This is a genomic window from Caballeronia sp. KNU42 (genome assembly GCF_053760385.1).
Genome location: NZ_CM132388.1, coordinates 1,867,471 through 1,889,669, shown reverse-complemented (window position 1 = coordinate 1,889,669; position 22,199 = coordinate 1,867,471). Strand labels below are relative to the sequence as shown.

General features: G+C 59.6%; 33 protein-coding genes. 19 read left to right on the top strand and 14 right to left on the bottom strand.

Going from position 1 to position 22,199, the window contains the following annotated elements; all coding sequences use genetic code 11:
- Positions 1 to 280 precede the first annotated feature (280 nt).
- From ACSOSP_RS08535 to ACSOSP_RS08470, 14 genes are all read right to left on the bottom strand, one after another.
- Positions 281 to 463, bottom strand: a complete 183-nt coding sequence (locus ACSOSP_RS08535; RefSeq protein ID WP_455310595.1) for a helix-turn-helix transcriptional regulator — start codon at positions 461 to 463, stop codon at positions 281 to 283.
- Positions 464 to 500: 37 nt separating this feature from the next.
- Complete coding sequence (locus tag ACSOSP_RS08530; RefSeq protein WP_455310593.1) at positions 501 to 833, bottom strand: DUF7446 family protein; 333 nt, start codon at positions 831 to 833, stop codon at positions 501 to 503.
- Positions 830 to 1,183 carry a hypothetical protein gene (locus ACSOSP_RS08525; protein WP_455310592.1) on the bottom strand — a complete coding sequence of 118 codons (354 nt, stop codon included), beginning with the start codon at positions 1,181 to 1,183 and terminating at the stop codon, positions 830 to 832. Before ACSOSP_RS08525 ends, ACSOSP_RS08530 begins: the two co-directional genes overlap by 4 nt.
- Positions 1,180 to 1,911 (bottom strand): PRTRC system ThiF family protein, encoded by a 732-nt coding sequence (locus ACSOSP_RS08520; RefSeq protein WP_455310591.1) that lies wholly within the window; start codon positions 1,909 to 1,911, stop codon positions 1,180 to 1,182. Before ACSOSP_RS08520 ends, ACSOSP_RS08525 begins: the two co-directional genes overlap by 4 nt.
- Positions 1,912 to 2,032: 121 nt before the next feature.
- Positions 2,033 to 2,824: a PRTRC system protein A gene (locus ACSOSP_RS08515; RefSeq protein WP_455310589.1), complete on the bottom strand. Its 792-nt coding sequence runs from the start codon at positions 2,822 to 2,824 to the stop codon at positions 2,033 to 2,035.
- Between the two features lie 8 nt (positions 2,825 to 2,832).
- Positions 2,833 to 3,549, bottom strand: a complete 717-nt coding sequence (locus ACSOSP_RS08510; protein ID WP_455310588.1) for a PRTRC system protein B — start codon at positions 3,547 to 3,549, stop codon at positions 2,833 to 2,835.
- A gap of 14 nt (positions 3,550 to 3,563) precedes the next feature.
- On the bottom strand, positions 3,564 to 4,643 hold the full coding sequence (locus ACSOSP_RS08505; protein ID WP_455310586.1) for a PRTRC system protein F: 1,080 nt from the start codon (positions 4,641 to 4,643) through the stop codon (positions 3,564 to 3,566).
- The gene (locus tag ACSOSP_RS08500; protein ID WP_455310585.1) at positions 4,640 to 4,819 is read right to left on the bottom strand and encodes a hypothetical protein; all 180 of its coding nucleotides are present in this window, start codon (positions 4,817 to 4,819) and stop codon (positions 4,640 to 4,642) included. Before ACSOSP_RS08500 ends, ACSOSP_RS08505 begins: the two co-directional genes overlap by 4 nt.
- Complete coding sequence (locus tag ACSOSP_RS08495; RefSeq protein ID WP_455310584.1) at positions 4,816 to 5,208, bottom strand: PRTRC system protein C; 393 nt, start codon at positions 5,206 to 5,208, stop codon at positions 4,816 to 4,818. The genes ACSOSP_RS08500 and ACSOSP_RS08495 overlap by 4 nt, the downstream gene beginning before the upstream one ends.
- Before the next feature lie 9 nt (positions 5,209 to 5,217).
- On the bottom strand, positions 5,218 to 5,775 hold the full coding sequence (locus ACSOSP_RS08490) for a PRTRC system protein E (RefSeq protein ID WP_455310583.1): 558 nt from the start codon (positions 5,773 to 5,775) through the stop codon (positions 5,218 to 5,220).
- Between the two features lie 322 nt (positions 5,776 to 6,097).
- Positions 6,098 to 6,301 carry a hypothetical protein gene (locus ACSOSP_RS08485; RefSeq protein WP_455310582.1) on the bottom strand — a complete coding sequence of 68 codons (204 nt, stop codon included), beginning with the start codon at positions 6,299 to 6,301 and terminating at the stop codon, positions 6,098 to 6,100.
- An 8-nt stretch (positions 6,302 to 6,309) separates the two neighbouring features.
- Positions 6,310 to 6,444 (bottom strand): hypothetical protein, encoded by a 135-nt coding sequence (locus tag ACSOSP_RS08480; protein WP_455310581.1) that lies wholly within the window; start codon positions 6,442 to 6,444, stop codon positions 6,310 to 6,312.
- 11 nt (positions 6,445 to 6,455) lie between these two features.
- Entirely contained in the window at positions 6,456 to 6,746 is a 291-nt protein-coding gene (locus tag ACSOSP_RS08475; protein ID WP_455310580.1) for a hypothetical protein, read from the bottom strand.
- Positions 6,747 to 6,891: 145 nt separating this feature from the next.
- Entirely contained in the window at positions 6,892 to 7,605 is a 714-nt protein-coding gene (locus ACSOSP_RS08470; protein WP_455310579.1) for a LexA family protein, read from the bottom strand.
- A gap of 47 nt (positions 7,606 to 7,652) precedes the next feature.
- On the opposite strand from ACSOSP_RS08470, the gene ACSOSP_RS08465 reads away from it, so the two are divergent.
- From ACSOSP_RS08465 to ACSOSP_RS08375, 19 genes are all read left to right on the top strand, one after another.
- Positions 7,653 to 7,895: a helix-turn-helix domain-containing protein gene (locus ACSOSP_RS08465; protein ID WP_455310578.1), complete on the top strand. Its 243-nt coding sequence runs from the start codon at positions 7,653 to 7,655 to the stop codon at positions 7,893 to 7,895.
- A gap of 320 nt (positions 7,896 to 8,215) precedes the next feature.
- Entirely contained in the window at positions 8,216 to 8,695 is a 480-nt protein-coding gene (locus tag ACSOSP_RS08460; RefSeq protein WP_455310577.1) for a phage regulatory CII family protein, read from the top strand.
- 25 nt (positions 8,696 to 8,720) lie between these two features.
- A complete protein-coding gene (dnaB, locus tag ACSOSP_RS08455; RefSeq protein WP_455310576.1) occupies positions 8,721 to 10,085 on the top strand; it encodes a replicative DNA helicase in 1,365 nt (454 codons plus the stop codon).
- Positions 10,086 to 10,090: 5 nt separating this feature from the next.
- On the top strand, positions 10,091 to 11,167 hold the full coding sequence (locus ACSOSP_RS08450) for a helix-turn-helix domain-containing protein (RefSeq protein WP_455310575.1): 1,077 nt from the start codon (positions 10,091 to 10,093) through the stop codon (positions 11,165 to 11,167).
- A 14-nt stretch (positions 11,168 to 11,181) separates the two neighbouring features.
- On the top strand, positions 11,182 to 11,631 hold the full coding sequence (locus tag ACSOSP_RS08445) for a hypothetical protein (protein ID WP_455310574.1): 450 nt from the start codon (positions 11,182 to 11,184) through the stop codon (positions 11,629 to 11,631).
- 92 nt (positions 11,632 to 11,723) lie between these two features.
- Positions 11,724 to 12,527, top strand: a complete 804-nt coding sequence (locus ACSOSP_RS08440) for a hypothetical protein (protein WP_455310573.1) — start codon at positions 11,724 to 11,726, stop codon at positions 12,525 to 12,527.
- Positions 12,528 to 12,632: 105 nt separating this feature from the next.
- The gene (locus ACSOSP_RS08435) at positions 12,633 to 13,181 is read left to right on the top strand and encodes a terminase small subunit (protein WP_455310895.1); all 549 of its coding nucleotides are present in this window, start codon (positions 12,633 to 12,635) and stop codon (positions 13,179 to 13,181) included.
- Positions 13,108 to 15,189, top strand: a complete 2,082-nt coding sequence (locus ACSOSP_RS08430) for a phage terminase large subunit family protein (RefSeq protein ID WP_455310571.1) — start codon at positions 13,108 to 13,110, stop codon at positions 15,187 to 15,189. Before ACSOSP_RS08435 ends, ACSOSP_RS08430 begins: the two co-directional genes overlap by 74 nt.
- A gap of 8 nt (positions 15,190 to 15,197) precedes the next feature.
- Positions 15,198 to 15,410: a phage head-tail joining protein gene (locus ACSOSP_RS08425; RefSeq protein WP_455310570.1), complete on the top strand. Its 213-nt coding sequence runs from the start codon at positions 15,198 to 15,200 to the stop codon at positions 15,408 to 15,410.
- Entirely contained in the window at positions 15,410 to 16,927 is a 1,518-nt protein-coding gene (locus ACSOSP_RS08420) for a phage portal protein (RefSeq protein WP_455310568.1), read from the top strand. The genes ACSOSP_RS08425 and ACSOSP_RS08420 overlap by 1 nt, the downstream gene beginning before the upstream one ends.
- On the top strand, positions 16,924 to 18,045 hold the full coding sequence (locus ACSOSP_RS08415) for a head maturation protease, ClpP-related (protein ID WP_455308840.1): 1,122 nt from the start codon (positions 16,924 to 16,926) through the stop codon (positions 18,043 to 18,045). Before ACSOSP_RS08420 ends, ACSOSP_RS08415 begins: the two co-directional genes overlap by 4 nt.
- A gap of 3 nt (positions 18,046 to 18,048) precedes the next feature.
- Complete coding sequence (locus ACSOSP_RS08410; protein WP_455308841.1) at positions 18,049 to 18,387, top strand: head decoration protein; 339 nt, start codon at positions 18,049 to 18,051, stop codon at positions 18,385 to 18,387.
- Positions 18,388 to 18,482: 95 nt separating this feature from the next.
- Positions 18,483 to 19,481, top strand: coding sequence for a major capsid protein (locus ACSOSP_RS08405; RefSeq protein ID WP_455308842.1), 999 nt, complete (start codon positions 18,483 to 18,485; stop codon positions 19,479 to 19,481).
- A gap of 4 nt (positions 19,482 to 19,485) precedes the next feature.
- Positions 19,486 to 19,788 (top strand): head-tail joining protein, encoded by a 303-nt coding sequence (locus ACSOSP_RS08400; RefSeq protein WP_455310567.1) that lies wholly within the window; start codon positions 19,486 to 19,488, stop codon positions 19,786 to 19,788.
- Positions 19,785 to 20,216 (top strand): hypothetical protein, encoded by a 432-nt coding sequence (locus tag ACSOSP_RS08395; RefSeq protein WP_455308844.1) that lies wholly within the window; start codon positions 19,785 to 19,787, stop codon positions 20,214 to 20,216. Before ACSOSP_RS08400 ends, ACSOSP_RS08395 begins: the two co-directional genes overlap by 4 nt.
- 8 nt (positions 20,217 to 20,224) lie before the next feature.
- Positions 20,225 to 20,455, top strand: coding sequence for a hypothetical protein (locus ACSOSP_RS08390; protein WP_455308845.1), 231 nt, complete (start codon positions 20,225 to 20,227; stop codon positions 20,453 to 20,455).
- On the top strand, positions 20,436 to 21,365 hold the full coding sequence (locus ACSOSP_RS08385) for a phage tail tube protein (protein WP_455310566.1): 930 nt from the start codon (positions 20,436 to 20,438) through the stop codon (positions 21,363 to 21,365). Before ACSOSP_RS08390 ends, ACSOSP_RS08385 begins: the two co-directional genes overlap by 20 nt.
- 116 nt (positions 21,366 to 21,481) lie before the next feature.
- On the top strand, positions 21,482 to 21,817 hold the full coding sequence (locus ACSOSP_RS08380; protein ID WP_455310565.1) for a hypothetical protein: 336 nt from the start codon (positions 21,482 to 21,484) through the stop codon (positions 21,815 to 21,817).
- A 71-nt stretch (positions 21,818 to 21,888) separates the two neighbouring features.
- Complete coding sequence (locus ACSOSP_RS08375) at positions 21,889 to 22,197, top strand: DUF1799 domain-containing protein (RefSeq protein WP_455310564.1); 309 nt, start codon at positions 21,889 to 21,891, stop codon at positions 22,195 to 22,197.
- The last annotated feature ends 2 nt before the right edge of the window (positions 22,198 to 22,199 follow it).

Here is a 22,199-nt window from a genome sequence, read left to right as displayed (position 1 = left end):
ATTCGTTCCGAGAAAAATGGTGAATTTCCAGCGCTGCGGAGAGACTGTCCCATGGTCGGAGTCTGAATTGACAATGCTCCGTGGGCAAGGGAGACTGAACGATCACATCGGGGCTGCCAGAGAAGTTCGCCAGATAGATGGGAAGGGCAACAGCCTATGGTTGCGCATTACAGCCACCTTAGCAGACACTAGGTGGGGACTAAGCCACTTGAGAATGCCAAATGAGAAACCCGGACTATGCCGGGTTTACTGCGAAAGCGTAATGTCCTATCTGTCGTTTCTACGTGCTCCCGGTCGCTCGACTTTCTCCGATGCGATCGACAATCCATTTCTGTACTTCGGACTCGAGCCAACGACTGGCATACCCCATTTTGATCGGCGTGGGGAATCGTCCTTCCTTTATAAGCGCATAAATTACGGTTCGACTCAGCGCGACTCTGTGGCACACCTCAGGGAGCCGCATGAATCGCAGCGACTCCAGATCTGGCCTAGGGGAGTGCTCAAGGCCATTGTTCGGACGTGCGGCGTCGATGGCCCGTTGTACCGTCGTCATATTGTGTTTCCTCCGCCGTCGTTCGGCGCGCTGCTAATTTGGGTACAGGCAAGAGCGGCTCGGCTTTCGTAATCTGAATTCGGTATTTGCCATTGTCGAGGGACACGATTACATCGGTCTCGCCGATGGCGACCAAGTGCGCGGCCGCGCCATTGATGCACTGTGCGGTAACGTCCTTTTTTTCATAGGACACGATTCCATTCGGGACCTCACGGCAGTGCCCGATGTAGATGCGGTGGGTGATTTCCGACATCCAAACGTCTAGCTTTACGCCGCTCAAAACGCAGCGCCTTCTTCCGCACCTCGATCGATACGCTCAATCTCGGCTAGTAGCAAAGCAGTGGCTTTGACCAAGTTCCTGCGCGCCTCACCCGGCTTCGCCCCCGGTATCGTGGCGATCATTTCCGGTGCAGCTACTCCCTCAGATAGCGCTTGGTTCCGATTGATTTTCGGTTCGTTGGTCGCTGCGTCTCCTTGCGCCAAGATCTCTTCAATGATCTCGGCGATGTCAGTAAAAATCGACATGTCTTGGTCGACGAACATTTGGTCGCGAATGCAGATATCAGTTACCCTTTCAGTAAGGTTGATCAGAAATGCAACGCTGCGCACGCTGTTTTCTCGTGAAATCATTTCGAGTTGTCCACAGGTAGCGGCCGTACGTGGCCGGTTTTCAGATTCACGAATGCTCCACACCATGTCAGTTGGCCGTACCTGAAGAATTCCCAAAGGATGCCGAGCGCCGGTGTCACGATCGCCTGATTGATGAAAAGCTCCTGACGCTCGAGCGCTTCCGCGAGGCCACAGCTTGGCGTGTCGTCTTCGGGCGCGGTTGTGTCTATCAGTTCGGGCAGCACGTCGTAAGTCCATCGCAGTGCGGTGCTGCCCGCAACCGGCTTACGATCGCAACCGAATATGACTTGGCCATCACTCGCACGATTGCCAAGGTCGAGCACATAACCTGAAGTCTTTCGAAGTAGTGGCGCGAGCTTCGCGCGGGCGGCAGCGCTATCAACGCACATTGCAACCAGCGCTCCGCCGGCCCGAACCAATTCATCAGCACCTGCGTGCTTTGGCCGAGCGCACCAATCGAAACCAAAAAACGCATTAATCCGATGAACGAGCACCACGCTTTTGTACTGACCGACATCGGCCCGGCTGAACATCTGGCGTCCGATGTTCGCTTCGCTCACAGCGTCCCCGTCGAACGCAGTCACGTGAAGACCGGGATGGCCGAGATTTGTCAGCGCGTGATTTAGACGCGCGAGCCCGGTCAGCATTTGCGAGCCGTTGCCGCCACAACCGATCAGAATGACGTTGACTCTGCGGTCGAGAAACTCGGCAGGTGTCAGGTGCGGCATTTGGGTGTCACCTCCACTTGATGATTGATTTGATCCCGCTGGGCGACGGGCGCCACAATCCCGTGGATGAGAAAGCCGAAGCACGCTCCGACGACAAATGCTGTAGCTACAATTAGCGTGATCATGCGGGCTCCGTGGATTTGAAAATCGCGGATGCTGGAACCTTCAGCGGGACGAACATGCCGAGCACGCACAGCCGGAATGCGACACTCGGGATACCGCCTTCGGCAAGCCCACCCAGCACGGCGGAAATCTTCACCTCGCCGGCATCGTCGGCATCGTCCTGGTCACTGAAGAAAGCCGCGCCAGCCCCGTGGCTGTGAATGTCGATGACGAGGCTTTCATTTGCTGGCAGATCAGGGTGATCGAAAGTGATCGAACCGGGAGTCGCGGATGAGACGCGCAGCGGGCGATAAGCCAGCTCTTTGCGTTCCTGGTCCCAAACGATCCACGCGGCATGCTCGTTCGGCAGTGCGTTGCGCGCTTCCTCGGCGAATGCCCGAATAGACGGGATTGCGACGCCAAGTTTTCCAAACGCAAGCTCGACCTTTGGTTCGACTGTTCCGCAGGGCGGACGCGGGCCGGTTGGGCCGTGCTTTGCGATTTGCTGGATCACGTGTAGCCACGGTCGCCGTACTTCGACAAATACGCCTTCGGCCGCCATCAGGAAGCGGTGACCGATATCGACGAGCGGCGCAAACTTGGCGTGTGTGGGCACTACAACGGTGGGCGCACTGTCGTAGAGCGCGGCATCAAGCGTGAGGTTTTCATCACCCTCGGTGGCCGCGATCGGGCGCGTGATCAGTCGCTCAAGTTCAGCCGCGACGTCTCGTGAAAAGCTCGAGAGGATGTCTCCGAGCGCTTTCACGTTCTGGTTGTTGGACGCATCGAATTTCTCAAAAATCTCTTTCATGCTCACGGTTAGCTCCGCTCGTTGGCGATTCGGTTGATAACTTGCTGCAAGGTGGTTTTGCTGTCGACAAGCGCGTTCATCGGGAACGCAGCTCCGTCGAGGAGATCGAGCCAAAGGCGCTCGGCGCCGCCGCGTCTCTTGACCAGTCGCGCAGCATTGGAATGGGTGAAGCGGCTTCGAAAGAACGCGTCCTCGAACAACTTGATCGCGTCTGAGTTGATGGTGTCCGGTGTTGCGACGTTGCCAGTGCAGATTTCACCGCCCTCCCAGACGTTGTAATAGGGCGCGACATACAATTTTGTCGATGAATCCGGCCGGGCATTCTGACGAAGTGCGAACACAAACCAGTGCGCTTTGTTGACGACGAACAGAAGCGGCGGATGAGCGGCGTCGCCGGAGCGCGTGCCGAGCTCGTCTTGTGTCGAGAACCATACCCGCCGAGTGCGAGCTGGAACCCACCAGGCAATCTGGTTAGGCGCAAGATACACGACCCGCTCGTGCACAAATCCTCGAAACGCGGTGCGCTTCGCTGATACCTCTGCGATGTCGGCGAGCTGGTCAAGCGTGAGTGGCACGCCGGGCATAAGCGCGGGCACGCCATCGACGACGCGGGCGCTATGCTTGGTCGCGTAGATGTTGCTGCCGGCTTGCGATCGATAGAAGAGCAGTGCGCTTTCGAGCTCAAGTTCGATATCGCTGCTGCATTCGATGACGACGTCGTTCATATCGCGTCCTCCGTTCAAACAGTCACACGGACGCGCTGCTCGACCGGTGCGAACACGTCGAGAAGGGCCTTAGCGGGCTGGACCTCGTCCTTATTGAAAAGCCCGATAACGCGCTCCACGGCTTTCGCAAGCAGGGCGGTCGACGTCATGCGATTTAGCCATTCGGCCAGATCGCCGCCGACAACATTGATCGGCGTTACGGATGCGGCTACGACCGCTTCGCCTTCCCCCGCGTGTTGCAGATAGTCGTCAAGCACGCGTGCCATTGCGTCGTTGTGATCCCACCGAACAAACAGGGTGAAATCAACGAGGTCCGCGCCGGCGTCGGCAGATTGAACATCGGCAAAAGGCCCGTAGAACCGCACGATGTTCCACAAGGACTCCATTGCCTCAAAGACGGCCATTGCGTACGCGTCGCGTTTTGCACAGAGTTGGACTTGTCGTCGGGTCAGGACGCGCTTGGGGAACGCTGCCCATTCGGGCATTCCGTTGAAGAACTGGTCGCGAGTAAAAAACTCGTTGTCCTTTAGATACTCGTCAACGGAGCTGCAGCCGGCCATCTCGGCGGCTTCCTCAAGGGCATCCTTTTCGTTGTCGTGGCCGTACCAATACAGATACTCGGCGAACCCAACCGCCCAAAGAGGCGTGCAGATGTTCGGCAGCATGCGGAAGGCGTCATAGAGCGTGGCAAGAACAGTTTGGCCCAATCCTTCGCGCACCCTTTCGAGCTTTGTCATCGGGCCGGCGATGCACAGCTCGGCGCACGACACCGGGCCTTCTGTCGTGTGAATCACTGCCCACAAAACTTCCAGGTCTTGAGGCCGGCCGTAATGCGGCGATTGCGCTTGCTGTTCGATCCGAAGTCGCCAGTCGAAAACCGTCATGCCTTCAGTCAGATCGTTCCACTTGCGCGATAGAGCTGCTTTGGCGATTGAGCGCTCGGACTTCGAATGGCGTTCGATGTCGGCCTCGGTGACGGTCCCGCTGTCGATGAGCGAAATAAGAAACGGGCGAGCAAACGATGATTCGGTCGGTACCGTGAATGTGCCGGGAATGCCGGCGAGCGACGGAAGCGAAAGGGCGCTGAAGGTCATGGCAGGATCGGCATATGGTTGTGCGGCAGTTGCAGTCGCGCCCCGTTACGACGCTCCTCAGCAATTCGAAAAAGCTTGCTTGCCAGCGGTGTGTCGATCAATGAGCGCTCGATCGTGTGGGAGCCGGTGGATAACGGGCCGCGTGCGATATCGGCGCGGAGCTGGTCGAGGGTCATGACGGGATCGCCTGATAGCGCGCGTGCAGGGCGTCGATGAACGAGAGTTCCTCGTCGAGCAACGCGAACGCGTGGGCCGCTGCAATCCATTCCACCTCGCGCAGGTACGCTTGGATTGCTGGCGACACGCGGTGGCCGGCTGAGAGGACCAGACCGATCTTCGCGTGCGCGCTCACAACGTCGTGCGCGCCCTTCGTGCCGACAGCGCGCCTGAAGGTGTAGACGTTTTTATTTGCTACCACTTCCGGGCCTTCTATCTCGGCATTGACGATTTCCGGGTAGGTGTTCGCATAGAAATCGCGTATCTGTTGCAGCGAAAACTTCGGAGACGGATCGGTCAGCTTCGCGCCGTTGTATCGAAACTCGCGGGCGAGGGATTCGGTTTTCATTGGTAATCCTTACATCAGGTCGAGTGCGCCCGCGTCGGGCATGTCATCGGATTCGGCGGTGGCTTGTTCCACGGTGTTGGCCGGTGCGTTCTCCGGCTGGTCGATTTGAGTTGCGGCGCCGGAGTCGATGCCGGGAATGCTGGTTTGCCGCGGGTCGACTGCAGGCGTTGCACTCTGGTCGGCCGGGTCGGCGGGCTCAGTTTTTTCGGCCGCATTGTCAATGACCATCGATTTAGGCTTTCTTCCGGGCTTACCTTTGGTAACCGCGCCCGGGGCCAGAGGCGCAGGCGTGGTCGCTTTGCTACCGCCATTCGCTGCGCTCGCGCGATACGCCTGGTCGATCACAGAGAGCACGCCCGGCTCGTAGATCGACACTGCCTCAGCGAAATCGCGGTCGAGTTCATCGGGTGCCGCGAGAATCGAAAGGGGATAAAGCGTTTTCTTTCCGGGTTTGTCTTCTGCCACCTGTGGCGTGACATTGACGCGGAGCTGGTCGCCTTCGGCGGTGATCAAGACGATCAACGTTGCTTTTTGGGCGAGCGGGTGCAGCGAAGAGAACAAAGACATGTGCGCCTCTTAGTGGGTGGAGCGTGGGTCAGGCCGCGAGGCCGTCGTAATTGCGGTCGGCGAAGTCAGGGTCGCCGGGAAAACGGTCTGTGCCGTCTGCTCGGTACCAGCAAAACAGAGAGCTTTGCCGGTGGGGAAACCAATAGCCGGCGCAAAAGCATCGAGCCTTGCGGGTGTCGCGCCGGTTCATCCAGCGGTCGATGCGGTAATTGCGCTTGCCGCACGTTCGGCAGGCCGGTAGTCGCCGGTAGTGATCCAGCGGGCGTGGAAAGCATCGGCGGGCGGCACATTTGCGGCAACGGACGTGGCATCTCGACATGGCTCATTCGTCGTCGCCCGCAGCACGTCGCTTCACGTCGCCGCGCTCACGCACTCGACGTTCGTCGCGCAGTTCACGGGCTCGAGCTGAAGACTCCAGCGTCTGACGTACTTCGGGACGTTGAATTGCCGACTCGAAATTGCCGACTAAGTGCAGCAGTTGCCATTCGACGCGCAGCAGATGATTTGGGATTTGGCTTTGTGGCATGGCGAGCCTCACAGCGAGCGACCGGCGTTCGCCGGCGCGGCGGGGACTTCGGTCTCGTCCGAGTCGACCGTGCATGTGGCTAGCACCGCGATGATGATCACGAGCCAAATCTGCCAAAGCGGCATGGGCTTTTTGATTTTCATGGCGTGCGCCCTCAGAGGTCGAAGGGAGCAGCAATGCTCGACGCGATCAGGTAGAGCGCAATGAGCACGGCCAAGGGATGCCAGTCGCTTTCGAACGGCCAGCCGGACGCGAGCTTTTCGAGGAAACGAGGTTCCATCGCTGAGTCGTTGCAGCGAGCGATGTCACGGGAGGCCGCGTATCGCGCGATGCGCAATTGCATACGCACAATTCGAACGTCGGTGGCCCCAGGGCGTTTCAGGGCGATGGCGCGGCGGCTGGGCTGGTCGATTTTCGTCGAGGCGTAACTGCGGAAGGTCTTCATCGCAACTCCAATAAATGCGTGTGACGCATATGTGGAATTGCATTGTACGCATGTAAATTAATGCGTCAAGCGCAAATTTCTGCGCAAAAAAAGCCCGCGTTTGCGGGCTCTGTCTTTTCCTGACATGCAGGGTGACGGGAATCGACTACCGTCGACGGCGATATCGACGATGCTCGACCATCACGCCGATAACGCGAAGCTCCATCTGGTCACTTGAAATAGTCGGGTAGTCCGGGTTCAAAGGTACCAATTCAAAAACTTCAGTTCCAGTCGCTGATACCCCGCGCGCCCGGTACTTCTTAAAGGTCGCTTCTTGACGCCCGTTTCTGGCCGCAACGAAATCGCCAGGTTGCGGAATGATGTTTGGGTCAATGATGACCTTGTCCCCGTCAACGAATTCCGGCTCCATTGACGCGCCTTCAATCGTTAATCCGAAGGCGCGAGGGGACACGTCAACGTCTGTTTCTAGGTACTCCGTCGCGGCATATATCTCTAAATAATCCACCACTTCCCTCAAATTCCCGGCCTGGATTGAATTTATGACCGGAACCCGCCGACTTCCAAGGGAAGCCGGGCGCACGCTTTGAATTGAGGGATCCCGGTATAGGTCTGCGGGGGTCGTGCCAAGTTCTGTTGCGATTCTCTGCAGCAAATCATCGCTGCATCCTTGTAGGCCACGCTCCAGCCGGGACAGATTTCCCACATCGCTGTCGAGCCGGCTAGCAAGTTCGTTGATCGTCCAACCCCGTTCCTTACGAAGGTTACGGATGTTGGAACCGAGGGTCAACCGGAAGGGAGGATTTTTTTCCATACGGAATTGTTCACGGTTAATGCGTAAGGCGCAAAGCGTGTTGCGCATTCTTTGAGCGTCAGCTAGGATGCGTCACACGCATATTTGGTGGTGACATGGACCAGTCTCAGGAAGAAACACCTCTTCGCCGTCTACGGAAGCGTCGCGGCCTGACCGTTGCGCAAGTGGCGCTCGCCATTGAAATCGATCAGGGAAATCTGAGCCGAATCGAGAGGGGGGCGCAATTTTCGCGTCGGGCGGCTGCAGCATTAGTCGCGTACTACGGGACCAGCGAAATCACCGAAATGGAAATCCTCTATCCAGACCGGTTTGTTTCATCGAGCGCGGCCGTCACGTGAGTGTTGTGTAGCAACCGCTCGACGAATGTGCGAAAGGCCGCACGGTCACAGGATTTTGTGGACGCGGTCTGTTGAGCGATCGCTTCCTTTGCTCGGCATGGGAAACAATAAATTGGTACGCCCACTGCTCTCGGGGTATTGCGGCTGCGGAAGCTCATGGTTCTCACCTGCATGGCGGCGCTTACTTTCTTAGGCATTCGGGTCACCAAGAGGTTGGTTGATAAGCGAATCGTAGAGAAATGCGCTTCGCGTAAACAGCATGAAAAATAGTTATCCACAAGGGGTTCCACGTGACCTGCAGATATAGCGAAATCAATTGGATGGATGTGCTCTACACGTCGGTTATTAAAACGCCCGGGAAGGTTGAGGACGCCGCACGGTTCTTGACCGAGCGGCGTGGGATCAAGATCGGCGGCGAATCGCTGCGGCTGAAGCTGCGCGAGGTGGAAGGGGCGCGCGTATCCGCCGAGATGTTTGAGCTGTTGATCGAGTGGATGCTCGAGAAAAATCAACCTCATGCACTCGACGCGGTGCATGCATTCAACGCGCGATTTGGCTTGGTTGCGACGCCAGTCCAGCCACCGACTGCCCGAGATGGTGTGCAAGGGCTCATCGCAGCCGCACTGGGCGTCAGCGATAAAACCGGCAAGCTTGCTCAGGAGGTCTGGCAGGCAGCCGAAGACGGAAAGATCGAGCCGCATGAGGCCGACGCCATCGAGCATGCCGGCAGGGAAGGTCAGCGACAGATCGAGAAAACCATTCTCACCGCCCGCACTGCGGCCGGCCTGACGAACGAATAAATCAAGATTGCATACGGGGGGAAATATGGGTGCAAAAGACCCAGTGGAAACGCACGCGCCTATCGCGTCGATCGAGGCCGAGCAGAGCGTATTAGGCGGCCTGCTGCTTAGCAATGACGGGTTCGATTCAATTAGTGGCGTGGTGAATGCAGATGATTTCACGACCGATGAGCACCGGTTGATTTTCATTGCAATAACCGAACTGATCGTCATGGCGCGGGTGGCTGATCCGATCACGGTTTTCGAGCGCCTTCAGGCGACCGGGGCGAAGCTAAAAGACGTGTTGCGCTATCTCAATGAACTGTCGCAAAACACACCGAGCGCCGCGAACATCAGGCACTACGCAACCATAGTCCGCAATCGCTCTGTCTTTCGCGCGATGCGTCGCGTGGCGAGTGAAATGATTGAAAACGTCCATCGGCCTGCCGGGCGCGACGCGGCGGAATTGCTCGATATCGCGGTGTCGAGTTTGATGCGGCTCTCGGACGGCACGCGCCAGGACGAAGAGGAATTCAGGCCGCTAAACGAAGCGCTGACGCGGGTGGTTCAAACCATCGATGAGCGTTATCAGAACGGCGGCGAAAATCAAATCGGCGGTGTGGCAACCGGCTTCATCGATCTTGATCGGGCGACTGACGGGATGCACCCGGGCGAGCTGATCATCATCGGCGCGCGCCCCTCGATGGGTAAGACAGCGCTTTCCATGAACATCGCCGAACACGTCGCCGCGAAGCTCGGCCTGCCCGTCGCGGTCGTTTCGCTCGAAATGCCTGCCGATCAGTTGGCACTTCGCCTGTTGTCGGCGAACTCTAGAATCAACCAGCACAAACTGCGCACGGCGAACCTTCGAGATGAGGATTGGCCGCGAATGACTCACGGCGTGCAATCGTTGGTCGACGCGCCTATTTTCACGCTCGACGGCGCAGCGCTCACTCCGCTGCGCCTCAAGGCAAAGGTGCGGCGCTTGCAGCGCAAGCTCGATAAGCCCCTCGGTCTGATCGTGATCGACTACCTGCAACTGATGTCCGGTGACGGCAACGGCGATAACAGGGCCGTCGAGGTCTCCGACATATCCCGGTCGCTCAAGTTGCTGGCGAAAGAACTCAAGGTTCCGATCATTGCGCTGTCGCAGCTCAATCGCGGCGTTGAGCAGCGACCAAACAAACGCCCCGTCATGTCGGATATTCGCGAGTCGGGCTCGATCGAACAGGACGCGGATGTGATTCTCTTCATTTACCGCGACGAAGTTTATAACCCGGACAGTCAGGACACGGGCTGCGCCGAATTGATCATCGCCAAGCAACGCAACGGCTCACTCGGCACGCATCGATTGTCGTTCAAAAGCGCACTAACTCGGTTCGAAAACTTCACTTCGGACCACGGCCATTAACTCGCATGAAGACTTCAACCCAATTTTTCAACTGGCGCAAAGCCATCAAACAGAGCGAGTTACCGGCCAGCACGCGGCTCGTACTTTTCGTGATCGCGGACTACGCGAATGCGATGGACGATGTGTGCTGGCCGTCGATGGAACGCATTGCTGGCGACGCCGGCCTATCGGTGCGGTGCGTGGCAGACCACATCCGGATCGCAGAAGCGGGCGGCTGGCTGACGAGCTGGCTAACCCGGCGCGCCAATCGTCGCCATGCGCACAGCTGCTATCGACTGTCTGTGCCTGCGGACGTCGCAGCGCGGTTTCGCGCATCCGTCGATTTCGAGTTGGCCGACGAGCTAGCTGAGGACTCGGCAGCCTGCAAATTTACGCCTGATACGTCGTTATTTGCCGATGACAGTGCGATCGATGTGTCGTCATTTGCAGGCGGGCAACCCCCCGTCATGTCGTCATTTGCCGATGAAAGCCAATCTTCAGGATTCGACTTCCCCGACGGAGCAGCAAACGCAGCGGTTTCATCGGAACCAGGTTCCGGCGGCGTTGCCCGCATGCAGAATTTGCCGACTAATACACCAGTAAACAGAAATACTAATAAACCCTCTCTACAGCAACCCACAGCGGTTAACGAAGAGACGCGCGAGGCAGAAAGAGAATTTCAGCAGAAGGACGAAGCGCTCGCAAGCTGGATGCTTGAGCGCCTTCGTCGATTGAATGCCGGGTTCCGAGAGCCAGATCTGCGGGCATGGGCTGCGGACATCGAGGAGATGCGACATGCGGATGGTCGAACGCATGAGCAAATCGCCGTGCTGTTCCGCTGGGCGAATGAGGATGCCTTCTGGCACAAGGTCGTGCTCTCGCCGGCCAAGCTTCGCCATAAGTGGGATGACCTGGTGATCCGACGCAATGCGGCCAAGCGTGCAGTGCCATCGCAGACTGCGGCACCCCCTCCAGCCGACGACCGTCAATGCGCGCACGTAGAACACGGGCGCCGCTGCACACACATCGCTACCACGATCATCGGCGCCGGGTCATCGCGGCGCGGCTACTGCCGAGAGCACATCGGCTTTTACGAAGACTAACCGAGGGATCTCGCATGACGTTGGAAGAACGTTTGAACAATTGGGCGCTTGCGCAGAGCGGTGGCTTCGGGCACGCAGACTCCACGATCGCCAACATTTATTTCCCGTCAGTGGGAGGCCGGTCAGTCGAGAGCACCGTAAATCTTGTTGACGCTCAGCTTGTCGAGATCGCATGGCGCAAGCTGTTGCCGCTCGATAAAAAGATCCTGCAGATGCTGTACATCTGGCATGCGCACCCGGCATTCATTTGCCGCAAGCTCGGCCTTAAGCCCCGACCGACGACGGTCTTCGACTTGGCGCTGGCCCATGCGAAACGATCTATCGAGGCGGCACTGAAGGACGTTCGACCAAGACGTGTGGACATGCAGACGGTGATAGATCGGTTGAAGGAAAAAAATCTTGCCGAACAGAAAACCGTCAATTACACTTCGATCCACAATTTGAATCCGGTATCTACCGAGTGACGCGGCCTTTCCGGGGTTGCGTTCGCCCGGAAGAATCGTTAAAGCCCCGATGCGAAAGCTTGGGGCTTTTTGCATTGGGCGCGAGGTAATCGATGGCTGAGATCAAGATCGAGTTGGACACGTCTGAGTTGCAGGCGCGTCTCGACGATCAGGTGCAGCGACAGATTCCATTCGCGACATCACGCGCGTTGAACGCCATTGCAGACAAGACGCAGGTTGCGATCGTCGGCAAGATGAACGAGGTCTTCGACAGTCCTACGCGATACACGCTGAACGCGTTGTATGTGCAGCGGTCTACTAAGCAAAACCTCGAAGCGCAGGTCAAGTACAAGGATGCGACCTCGAAGGGGACATCAGCTGCGAAATACCTGTCGCCCGAGGTAACCGGCGGTGGTCGATCAGTGAAGCGTTTCGAGCGGGCGCTGTCGTCCAACATCGACCGTGTGCACGAGCTGATGCAGCGTGTCGGTGTGACGAACTATTTCGTCCCCGGTGCAGGTGCGCAGCTCGACGGCTACGGCAACATGGTGCGTGGTCAATTCGCCAAGATCCTCTCTCAGCTCGGCGGGCAGAACGACCGCTATGCGAACGAGACAGCACGGTCCCGTGATCGACGGGAAGGCAAGGCGGTAGGTCCGAACAAGGTCAGGGCGCGTGCGCAACCACGTTACTTCGTCGCCGGCCTGTACCGCGCGCGCCACCTTGCCCCGGGCATCTGGATTCGCGTGCCGTTCGCCGGCGGCTGGGCGATCAAACCGGTGCTGCTTGAGGCGAAGGCCGTGCCCGAGTACGCGCCGCGTCTGCCGTTCTACGAGACGGCAGAGGCCGTGTTCGATGCGATCGCGGCTGATGAAATGCAGACGGCGATGGCCGATGCGCTCGGCAGTGCCCGCTAGACCGGGTGCCGGGGACCCTATAAAAGAGGGGCGCTCACGGGTAATTCGAACCCTGTTCGCAAACTACTCACGAGACTTTCCTAAGGGGGTTATACCGTGACCGCTATGGAAACTAGGGAAATCAGCATCGACGCCACGGCGACGCAGGCCCAATTCGGCGCGATGGTCGGCATCTCTCAACCGGCGGTCAGCGACCTGATGACTCGGGGCGTGCTCTCGCCCGGTGGCACGGTGCGTGAATGGCTGCATGAGTACTGCGGCAACCTGCGCGAGCAGGCCGCTGGTCGTTATGCGGCGGGCGAGCTCGACCTGGCGCAGGAGCGTGCGCTACTGGCGCGTGAGCAGCGCATCAAGATCGAGATGATGAACGCCGAGCGCAGGCGGGAGCTCGCGCCGGTCGCTCTGCTCGAAGCGACCTGTGCGCGCGTCGGCCGGCGCGTGAGCGCAATCCTGGAGGCGATCCCGTCGCAGGTGAAACGTCGCCTTCCTCACTTGCCGGCGTCGGACATCGATGCGATCGAGACCGAGATCACCCGGGCGCGCAATACCGCTGCGGCGATGAGACTGGACGAGGCAATCGATGGAAGCAACGACGACGCAGAAGACGGGGATCCAGAAGACGGAGATTCAAAAGGCGATTACGAAGGGGCTTAGCTCCCTTGCCGTACCCGCGCCGATGTCGTTGTCGAAGTGGGCAGAGGAGCATTTCTACCTGTCGGCAGAATCGAGCTACGTGGAGCAGCGGTGGACGGCATATCCATTCCAGCGAGCGATTCTTGATGTGATCTCGAACGACGATATCGAGGAGGTGGTGTTCAAGAAATCGGCGCGGGTCGGCTACACCAAGATGATCATGGCCGCGATGGGTTACTTCGCACACCATCGCCGACGTAACCAGTGCGTGTGGCAACCGACTGATGACGATGCGGCCGAGTTCGTTAAGACCGAAATCGAGCCCATGCTGCGCGACGTCGAGGTCATGAAGGACGTCTTTCCGTCGTACATGCAGCGCAGTAAGCACAACACGCTGCGGCAGAAGACCTTCCTCGGCTCGACCTTGCATATCCGGGGCGGGAAGGCCGCGAAGAATTATCGGCGATTGTCGGTCGACGTCGGATATCTGGACGAGGCCGACGGCTTTGACCGCGATATCGAGAAGGAGGGTTCACCCGGCATGCTCGCGGCAAAGCGCGTGGAAGGCGCGACGTTCCCGAAGATGATTTTCGGGAGCACGCCCAAGCTCAAAGGTTTTTCGCTCATCGAATCGCGCCACGACGAATGCGACAAGCAGTTCCTGTTCTACATTCCGTGCCCGCACTGCAGCGGCGAGCACGTCATGCGATGGGGTGGCAAGAAACTGTCGTACGGTTTCAAGTTCTCTATTGCCGACCCGGAAGGCGTGGTGCATCACTGTCCGCTGTGCGGCGTCGGATATTCACAGGCCGAGTACCTGACCGTATGGGAGCTCGGGCGGTGGAAGGCGAGCGACGGTATGTGGATCGATCATGCGGGCCGATTCCGGTATGTCGACGGACGGGTTGCGCCGATCCCCCGGTCGGTCGCCTTCATGATCTGGACGGCGTACAGCCCGCAGGTTAGCTGGACCAAGATCGTGCGCGAGTTCGCAGCGGCGAACGAAAAGGCGAAGACCGGCGACACGTCGGAACTGAAGACGTTCGTGAACACAACGCTGGGTGAGACCTGGGAGGAAGAGGTCGAAGAGACGGACCACGAAGCGCTCATGAAGCGCGCCGATGCGTATGTGCTTCGCTCTCTGCCGATGGGCGTGCTGGTGCTGACCGCCGGCGTGGACGTTCAGGACGATCGTTTCGAGGTCGTGGTGTGGGGCTGGGGTGCGGGCGAGGAATCGTGGGTCATCGATCACGTCGTGTTCGATGCGAATCCCGCTGACGAGAACGACTGGGCGAAGCTCGATGCGTATCTGCAAAGTGCCTTTGCGCACGCAAGCGGGCAGCGCCTCGGTATCGAAGCGGTGGGAATCGACACACAGGGTCACTTCACGCACCACGTTTATAACTTCTGCCGTACGCGCGCTGCGCGCCGGATCTTTGCCGTGCGTGGCGACCCGGTAGCCGGCAAGCCGATCAAGGGCAAGCCGTCGCGACAGGACGTGAATTACAAGGGCGAGACGATCAAACGCGGTGTGCGGCTATGGCACGTCGGCACGGATACAGCAAAGGATCTTGTATTCGGTCGATTGCAGCTCGATCGTCCTGGTCCCGGCTATGTTCACTTCGCGAGTGACCTCCAGGCAGCGTTCTACGAGCAGCTCACCGCGGAAGTGCGCGTGATACAGAAGGGGCCACGCGGTGAGGAACATCGCTGGATGAAACGCAAGACCAACTCGCGTAACGAGGCGCTCGACTGTACGGTCTATGCAATGTTTGCGGCTCATGCGTTAGACCTGCACCGATACACGCTACCGATGTGGGCGGCTTTACGCGAGCGAGTCGCGCCAAGGCAAGGCGACTTGCTCGGCGGGCCGCCCATGATGCCGGAACATGAGCCACCACCGGTTGATGAGCCGGACCTCGAAGCCGACAGCGAACCGTTGCAAACACTGAAAACCCCGCCACCCGGCGGGGTTTCTCGTTTACCGGCGCGTCGCATCGGCCGCTCTACTTATCTCAAACGTCGCTGAGGACGGATATGGCTTATACACAGGAGGATCTCCAGCGCGTACAGGCGGCGATTGCTGCCGGCAGCGAGATCGAAATTCAGAAGGGCGATAAGCGCGTGCGTTATCGGTCGATCGCCGAGCTGCTCGCGGTTAAGGATGAGATTGTGCGTGAGCTGCGCGTTGCGAGTCCGCGTCGCCGTTCGCGTTCGATTCGCCTGCGCAACGCCGGCAAGGGGGTGTGATGGGGAAAGCCTATCCATCCCTCACACAACGCGGCTTCGTGATGCCCACGCGGCTCAAGGCGTCAGCGGCTTACGAGTCTGGCAGTTCGTCAGGAAGCCGGACGCGCAACTGGCAGGGCTCGGGTGTCGGACCGAATTTCGCGGCGGCGCAAAACCTGCCGCTCATGCGGGGCCGCGCACGGGACGCGGTGCGTAACGACCCGTGGGCGAAGACATCGGTCGCGCGGTTCGTGTCGAATGTCATCGGAACGGGCATCCAGCCTCACCCGAAGCATCCTGACCCGGCCGTGCGCAAGGCGCTGAAGCTTTGGTGGGATGACTGGGCGTCGGAGGCCGATGCGGACGGGCTGCTCGACGTGTACGGGCTGCAGACGCTTGCCGCGACCTCGTTCTTTACGGACGGTGAGGCGTTCACGCGACTGGTGCTGCGCCGGCCATCGGCCGATCTGCCGGTCCCGTTGCAGCTTCGCCAGTTCGAGTCGGATTTCGTGCCGGCTGAAAAGAACCAGGTGCTCGCTAACGGCGCCGAGATCGTGAGCGGCGTCGAGTTCGATGCCGATGCTAACCGTGTGGCCTATCACATGTGGCGGCGTCATCCCGGCGAATACGGCAGGCCTGCGCAAGGTGGGCAGAACCTTGTGCGGGTGCCTTCCGACGAGATCATTCACGTGTTCAAGCCGGTCCGGCCGGGCCAGGTGCGTGGTGTTACCGAACTAGCCACCATCCTGTTGCGTCTTAAGTCGCTCGATAACTTCGACGACGCTGTGCTCTTTCGGCAGGAACTCGCGAACCTGTTCGCGGGGTTCATTACGCGCAAGCATGAGGACGGCGGTGATGGTGTGCCACCGCTCAATCAGCTAACGGGCGGCGACGAGCAGTTTGATAGCGACGGCTTTACGCCGATCGCGTCACTCGAACCCGGCACGCTGCAGCAGCTCGGCGACGATGAAGAGATCAAGTTTTCCACGCCACCCGGCGCGGGAACCGATTACGCGCCGTTCATGCGCCAGCAACTGATGGCAGCGGCTGCGTCGGTCGGTTTTCCGTATGAGGTGCTCACGGGCGATCTGCGCGAAGTCAACGACCGTGTGCTGCGCGTGATCCTGAACGAGTTTCGGCGCGGCATTGAGCAGCTCCAGTGGAACGTATTCATTCACCAGTATTGCCGGCGCGTGTGGGCCGCATGGATCGATGCGCTGGCGTTGTCGGGTGCGATGTCGATGCCTGACTTCTATCGCACACGTCGCGAATATCTGCGCGTGCGCTGGGTGCCGCAGGGCTGGCCTTACATGCAACCCGTGCAGGATATGCAGGCGAAGCGCATGGCCGTGCGTGCGGGCTTTACCAGCCGGTCGGCGGTGGTGCTCGAACAAGGTGATGACCCGGAAACGATCGATGAAGAAAACGCGGTGGACAACGCGCGGGCGGACGCGCAGCAGCTTCGGTATGACTCTGACGCGCGCGTCCTCGATGTGGCAGGCGACTCAACAAATTCAACGAAGGACATTCTTCCATGACCAAGAAGCGCCAGTGGTATTCGATGCGGGCACTGACCAACGCGGCCGGCGCCGCAGTGGCCGAAATCCGCATCTACGACGAAATCGGTTTCTGGGGCACTACCGCACAGGGCTTTATTGCCGAACTGGAAGCGGTCGCAGCCGGAGCGACGGAAATCGTTGTCGCGGTCAACTCGCCCGGCGGCGACGTCTTCGACGCCTTCGCCATTTACAACGCGCTGCGTCGCTACGCGGGGAAGGTGACGACCCGTGTCGACGGTGTCGCGGCGTCCGCCGCGTCGCTCGTCGTGATGGCTGGCGACCAGGTCGTGATGCCCGAGAACGCCATGATGATGATTCACAACATATGGACCGTCACGGCGGGGACGGCCGACGAACTGCGCACCACCGCCGATCTGATGGATAAGACGCGCGACGGTGTGGTTGCTGCGTACCGCAACAAGACCAGTCTGGAAGATCAAGCCATCATCGACATGCTCGATGCTGAGACGTGGATGACGGCACTGGAAGCACAGGCGCTTGGCTTCGCGGATGTCATCGAGCAGCCCGTGAAATTCTCCGCGTCGGTTCGAACGGCTGAGCTGGTGGCGAAGTTCAAGAGCACGCCAACGGACCTGCAGGCCAGCATTGATTCAGCAGAGGTGCCCGATCCGACCGTTGGCGGTGATCCTCCTGAACCGGAACCCATCGATCCTCCGCCACCCCCGCCGAAAGATCCTGTCGTGCTCCAGGAGGCGCCGGGTGTGCTGGCCGCACACGTCTTTAGCGCATGCCGCGAAGCCGGTTTGTTGAGCTTCGCGGAAGGCATCGTCGCATCGACCGGCCTTAAAGACCGCGCAACGATCGACTCAGCGATGGTTAGCGCTCGGGAGATCAGCAGCTTGTGCGCGGCGGCCAAGCTGCCCGAGCTTGCGGCCGAATTCGTCGCGACGGGCCTGAATACTGAGCAAGTGCGTGCACGCCTCTTTGACTGCGTCACCAACAAATCGACGACCGCGCTGAACAATCGGCAGCCGGTGGTCGACTTGCAGCAACAGGCGAGCGGTCCACACCGCACGTCCATTTATGCCGCCCGCAGGACCGGGGCGAAGCAATCCACTGCCCCAGAGAGGAGCTGATCCATGATTAAAACCGAAGGTATTCACACCGCCGAGTTCCTCTTGTCGGAGGGCGATGGCCAGATCTCGCGCGAGAACATCGATGTCGAAGCGGGCGATGCGCTGCCAGCCGGCCAGGTGCTCGGCAAGACCGCTGCCAACGTCTACGGCGCATACGACCCGGCCGCCGTCGATGGCGACCAGGTTGCGGTCGGCATCCTGTATGCGCCGCTTGAGCAATCGACTGCCACCCGGCGCGCGGTCGGCATTGTGCGTCTCGCCGAGGTTGCCGGTGCCGTCCTGACGGGGCTCGACGCTGCGGCTCAAAAATCGCTCGCCGAGCAGCACATCATCGTTCGCTGAGCCACGCGTCTGTAGTCGGTCGAATCAATCCCTTTCTGCATGTAAAGCCCGTCGCACCTCAGGTGCTGCGGGCTTTAATTTTTTCGGAGAATCATATGGCGGATATCGCCCTGCTTAACGACGACGCGTTCTCGCTCTCGTCGCTCACCGCTGCCATCAACGACACGCTCTTCGTGCCGGCTCGCATCGCGTCGCTCGGCCTCTTCGAGGAAGAGGGCGTCACGACCACGACGGTCCAGATTGAGAAAGACGGCGAAGCGCTCTCGCTTGTCGAGTCCAAACCACGCGGAGGCGGTGGACAAGTCGTGCTCGGCACCAAGCGCAAGATGATTCCGTTCAATACGGTTCACTTGCCTGAACGCGCGACGATCACGGCCGATGAGGTGCAGAACCTGCGCGCTTTCGGCAAGGAAACGGAGCTCGAAGCGCTGCAGGCGTTGGTCGACAAGCGGCTCACCAAAATGCGCCGGCAGCTCGACGCGACGCACGAGTTCCACCGTATCGGCGCGATAAAGGGGCAAATTCTAGATGCGGATGGCGAGAGCGTGCTCGTCGACCTGTATTCGCAGTTTGGTCTCAAGCAGCAGACACTCGCGTTCAAGTTGGGCGCGACGGACACGTTTCGGCAGAAGGTCGCCGACCTGCTGGACCTGATCGAGGACGCGCTCGGGGCGTTGCCGTTCGCGGGCGTGCGCGTGCTGTGCGGACGTGCCTTCTGGCGCTGGCTGATTGAGCTCGACGACATCAAGGTAACGTATCTGAATACACAGATGGCAGCCGCCTTGCGCGGTGATCCGCGCGACACGATCGATTTCGGCGGCGTCACGTGGGAGCGGTATCGCGGCCGTATCGGAAGCGTCGGATACATCGACGACAACGAAGCGTACGCGGTGCCCGAGGGCGTGCCCGATCTCTTCATCACGCGCTTCGCGCCTGCTGACTATATGGAGGCGGTGAACACGAACGGTCTGCCGTACTACGCGAAGCAGGAAAACCTGCGTTTCGACAAGGGCACGGAGATCGAGGCGCAGTCCAATCCGATTCACCTGTGCACGCGTCCGCGTGCGGTCATCAAGCTGACCAAGGGAACGTGACGCCATGTTCGATGAAGGCATCTTCTGGAAAGCCTTCAGCGGCGCAGGGATGCTCGACACCGCGACGATTGCGCCCATGGCTGGTGAACCGTTCGATATCCAGGTCGACTTTCGTGTCGACGGCGAAATCGTGTTCGACGGCATGGCGCAAACCGTCGATTACTCGATCGAGTACCAGGTACACGATGCGCACTTGAGGCGCGGTAGCCAGCTGCGTATCAAGGGCGTGCTCTATCGATGCAAGCGAGATCCGCGGCCCGGCGATTCGGGGTTCCATGCAATCGTGGAAGTGGAGAAGGTGCCATGACGATTCTGCGACAGGTTTATGTGGAAACGTTGCTGGAGGTCTTTTCCAATTCACCCGCGCTCACCGCGCTTGCGCGTGTCGAGCGTTCGGTGATCGATGCGATGGACCTGGACGATCGGGCCGTGATCGTGGCGCACCGCGCGGGCGAACGCAAACGCGAGGAGTACATCGGCTATGTCGATCGTTTTTGCGAACTGCTGATCACCATCGTCACGCGTGATTCGCAGCCGGACGTGCTCGCTGACCAGATCCTCGAAGTGGCGCACCCGATCGTGATGGGCCTGACCGGTCCTCAACTGATCGATGTCGAGGAGGTGGAGGACAGCACGGACCCGCCGGTGTACGCGGGCAATAACGGGTCGCTGTGTCTGTGCACCACGCATTACCTGATGCACTACCGCACGCAACGCGACGACCTTTCGAAGTAAGGAGGCGCATGAACCCCGTATTGCAGGCCATTCTGCACGACCAGCATGCCGGTCGCGCGGGCACTTATCGGTTCGATCCTGCGACCGGTCAGCGCTCGCCGCTGACGGACGTGCAGCGCTCGACCAATCCCACCGATTTTGATGAGCCGGCGACGCGGGCCATCGAGGTCGACCCTGAATCCGGGCTGTCAGACATGCCCGACACCGGAGCCACCAAAAGTGACTTTTCTGACTCGTAAATCGATTGTCCTCGCGGCGATTCAGGCCGCTGCGGGCGCGGCCGCCGTGCTTGACGGCACGATGGCCATGAACGTTAAAAACATCAGCTCGAAGCCCATTACGACCGAAACGGCGGACCTGGACTTCATCCGCCCGTGGCTTGGCAATGTCCAGAAGCTCGTGACGAATCACTATCAGGAGCTGGACTTCGAAGTCGCGTTGACCGGGTCCGGCAAGCCCGGCGTCGTGCCACCGTGGGATCCGCTGGTTCGTGCGTGCGCATTCTCATCGACCGTTGTCGAAGGCAAGAGCATCATCTATGCGCCGATCTCAAGCAAGCCCGAACGCGTGACGCTGCAGTACTTCCTCGATGGATTGCGGCATCAACTGGTCGACGCAGTAGGCACGTTCTCGATCGATCTGACGCCTAAGAACGTCCCGACCATCAAGTTCCATTTCATCGGCAACTATGAACCCGTGACGGACGCGGCACCTCCGGTCGGTATCGACTTCAGTGCGTTCATCACGCCGCAGGCGGTGGGCGCGGACTACACGCCGAACTGGAGCCTGCACGGCTTCACGGGCAAGCTCGCCGCGTTCTCGCTGGATGTCGCAAACCAGTTGGTCTATCGCAACCTGGTCGGTGGCAAAGGTGCGGAGCTGACCGATCGGAAGGCGACGGGCAGCGCGACATTCGAGCTTGGGACGGTGCAGTCGAAAGACTGGTGGGCGGCGGTTGTGAAGGCGGAGCTCGCGGCGCTGTCGATTACGCACGGAACGATCGCCGGCAACATCGTGCAGATCGATTCGCCGAGCGTGCAGTTGTCCGAGCCGCAGTACTCGGATCAGGACGGCATCGTGCAGATGCAGACCGCGCTCTCGCTGATCCCGCGCGTAGGTAACGATGAGCTGCTGATCGCGATCAAGTAAATATTAACGATCCACGATTTTTCGGCTCACCAGTGGCCGCGCGTTCGCGCGGCCAGCCTAGATTAACGATAGTTCATGGCCCGCCCGAGTGCGGGCTATTTTTATTGGAGATGCGCATGTCCTTCAAGATCGCTCAATCGGATAGCTACAAGACCAAGGTCGAAGTCGAAACGACGACCGAAACCGGCAGGAAAGAAAAATCGACGTTCAACGTCATGTTCAAGCGCCTCACGCAAACCGAGATCACTGCGATCGTGGATACCGAGAACCTGACGTTCGAGGAGCTGATGGCGAGAGTGCTGGTCGGCTGGGACGGGCTGATCGACGCCAACAATGAGCCGCTCGACTTTAACGAAGCGAACCGCACCGCTCTGTATGAAATTCCGCAGGCGCGTTATGCCTTGCGCGAGGCGTACTGGGAAAGCGTACGGGTGGGCAAGCAAAAAAACTGATTGACGCCGCGAAGCACTGGAGCGGCTGGCGTGAAAACCCGTTCGCGATCGACCCGGCGCAAATCGACGCGATGCGTGCGTTCGGCACGTCGGATGCCGCCATCGCTGCGGCGAGTATTCGAACCGGTGACCACGTCTTCGAGGTCTGGCCGGATAACTGGCCGATCTTCATGACATTCCTGTCGCTCGCACGGCAATGGCGCTGGCTCGCTGGCGGCATGGGACCGCCCAGTCGCTTGGGACTCGACTACCCGGCAGTCGAGTCCGTGTTTCGCCTGACCGGCGTCAAGAAGAAAGATCGGGTCGCAACGTTCGCCGCGCTTCAGTTGATGGAAGACGCGGTGGTGCAGGTCGAGTCTGAACGGACCGCTCGCAAATGAGC

Coding starts and splice junctions, on each gene's coding strand:
- ACSOSP_RS08510 (WP_455310588.1), bottom strand. CDS start 3,549: ATGAACGACGTCGTCATCGAATGCAGCAGCGATATCGAACTTGAGCTC.
- ACSOSP_RS08435 (WP_455310895.1), top strand. CDS start 12,633: ATGGAAACTAGGGAAATCAGCATCGACGCCACGGCGACGCAGGCCCAA.
- ACSOSP_RS08440 (WP_455310573.1), top strand. CDS start 11,724: ATGGCTGAGATCAAGATCGAGTTGGACACGTCTGAGTTGCAGGCGCGT.
- ACSOSP_RS08410 (WP_455308841.1), top strand. CDS start 18,049: ATGATTAAAACCGAAGGTATTCACACCGCCGAGTTCCTCTTGTCGGAG.
- ACSOSP_RS08390 (WP_455308845.1), top strand. CDS start 20,225: ATGAACCCCGTATTGCAGGCCATTCTGCACGACCAGCATGCCGGTCGC.
- ACSOSP_RS08535 (WP_455310595.1), bottom strand. CDS start 463: ATGCGGCTCCCTGAGGTGTGCCACAGAGTCGCGCTGAGTCGAACCGTA.
- ACSOSP_RS08430 (WP_455310571.1), top strand. CDS start 13,108: ATGGAAGCAACGACGACGCAGAAGACGGGGATCCAGAAGACGGAGATT.
- ACSOSP_RS08520 (WP_455310591.1), bottom strand. CDS start 1,911: ATGCCGCACCTGACACCTGCCGAGTTTCTCGACCGCAGAGTCAACGTC.
- dnaB (WP_455310576.1), top strand. CDS start 8,721: ATGGGTGCAAAAGACCCAGTGGAAACGCACGCGCCTATCGCGTCGATC.
- ACSOSP_RS08495 (WP_455310584.1), bottom strand. CDS start 5,208: ATGAAAACCGAATCCCTCGCCCGCGAGTTTCGATACAACGGCGCGAAG.
- ACSOSP_RS08425 (WP_455310570.1), top strand. CDS start 15,198: ATGGCTTATACACAGGAGGATCTCCAGCGCGTACAGGCGGCGATTGCT.
- ACSOSP_RS08500 (WP_455310585.1), bottom strand. CDS start 4,819: ATGACCCTCGACCAGCTCCGCGCCGATATCGCACGCGGCCCGTTATCC.
- ACSOSP_RS08485 (WP_455310582.1), bottom strand. CDS start 6,301: ATGCCACAAAGCCAAATCCCAAATCATCTGCTGCGCGTCGAATGGCAA.
- ACSOSP_RS08490 (WP_455310583.1), bottom strand. CDS start 5,775: ATGTCTTTGTTCTCTTCGCTGCACCCGCTCGCCCAAAAAGCAACGTTG.
- ACSOSP_RS08400 (WP_455310567.1), top strand. CDS start 19,486: ATGTTCGATGAAGGCATCTTCTGGAAAGCCTTCAGCGGCGCAGGGATG.
- ACSOSP_RS08480 (WP_455310581.1), bottom strand. CDS start 6,444: ATGAAAATCAAAAAGCCCATGCCGCTTTGGCAGATTTGGCTCGTGATC.
- ACSOSP_RS08415 (WP_455308840.1), top strand. CDS start 16,924: ATGACCAAGAAGCGCCAGTGGTATTCGATGCGGGCACTGACCAACGCG.
- ACSOSP_RS08450 (WP_455310575.1), top strand. CDS start 10,091: ATGAAGACTTCAACCCAATTTTTCAACTGGCGCAAAGCCATCAAACAG.
- ACSOSP_RS08445 (WP_455310574.1), top strand. CDS start 11,182: ATGACGTTGGAAGAACGTTTGAACAATTGGGCGCTTGCGCAGAGCGGT.
- ACSOSP_RS08505 (WP_455310586.1), bottom strand. CDS start 4,643: ATGACCTTCAGCGCCCTTTCGCTTCCGTCGCTCGCCGGCATTCCCGGC.
- ACSOSP_RS08515 (WP_455310589.1), bottom strand. CDS start 2,824: ATGAAAGAGATTTTTGAGAAATTCGATGCGTCCAACAACCAGAACGTG.
- ACSOSP_RS08460 (WP_455310577.1), top strand. CDS start 8,216: ATGGATGTGCTCTACACGTCGGTTATTAAAACGCCCGGGAAGGTTGAG.
- ACSOSP_RS08525 (WP_455310592.1), bottom strand. CDS start 1,183: ATGATTTCACGAGAAAACAGCGTGCGCAGCGTTGCATTTCTGATCAAC.
- ACSOSP_RS08375 (WP_455310564.1), top strand. CDS start 21,889: ATGCGTGCGTTCGGCACGTCGGATGCCGCCATCGCTGCGGCGAGTATT.
- ACSOSP_RS08380 (WP_455310565.1), top strand. CDS start 21,482: ATGTCCTTCAAGATCGCTCAATCGGATAGCTACAAGACCAAGGTCGAA.
- ACSOSP_RS08405 (WP_455308842.1), top strand. CDS start 18,483: ATGGCGGATATCGCCCTGCTTAACGACGACGCGTTCTCGCTCTCGTCG.
- ACSOSP_RS08395 (WP_455308844.1), top strand. CDS start 19,785: ATGACGATTCTGCGACAGGTTTATGTGGAAACGTTGCTGGAGGTCTTT.
- ACSOSP_RS08470 (WP_455310579.1), bottom strand. CDS start 7,605: ATGCGCAACACGCTTTGCGCCTTACGCATTAACCGTGAACAATTCCGT.
- ACSOSP_RS08465 (WP_455310578.1), top strand. CDS start 7,653: ATGGACCAGTCTCAGGAAGAAACACCTCTTCGCCGTCTACGGAAGCGT.
- ACSOSP_RS08420 (WP_455310568.1), top strand. CDS start 15,410: ATGGGGAAAGCCTATCCATCCCTCACACAACGCGGCTTCGTGATGCCC.
- ACSOSP_RS08475 (WP_455310580.1), bottom strand. CDS start 6,746: ATGAAGACCTTCCGCAGTTACGCCTCGACGAAAATCGACCAGCCCAGC.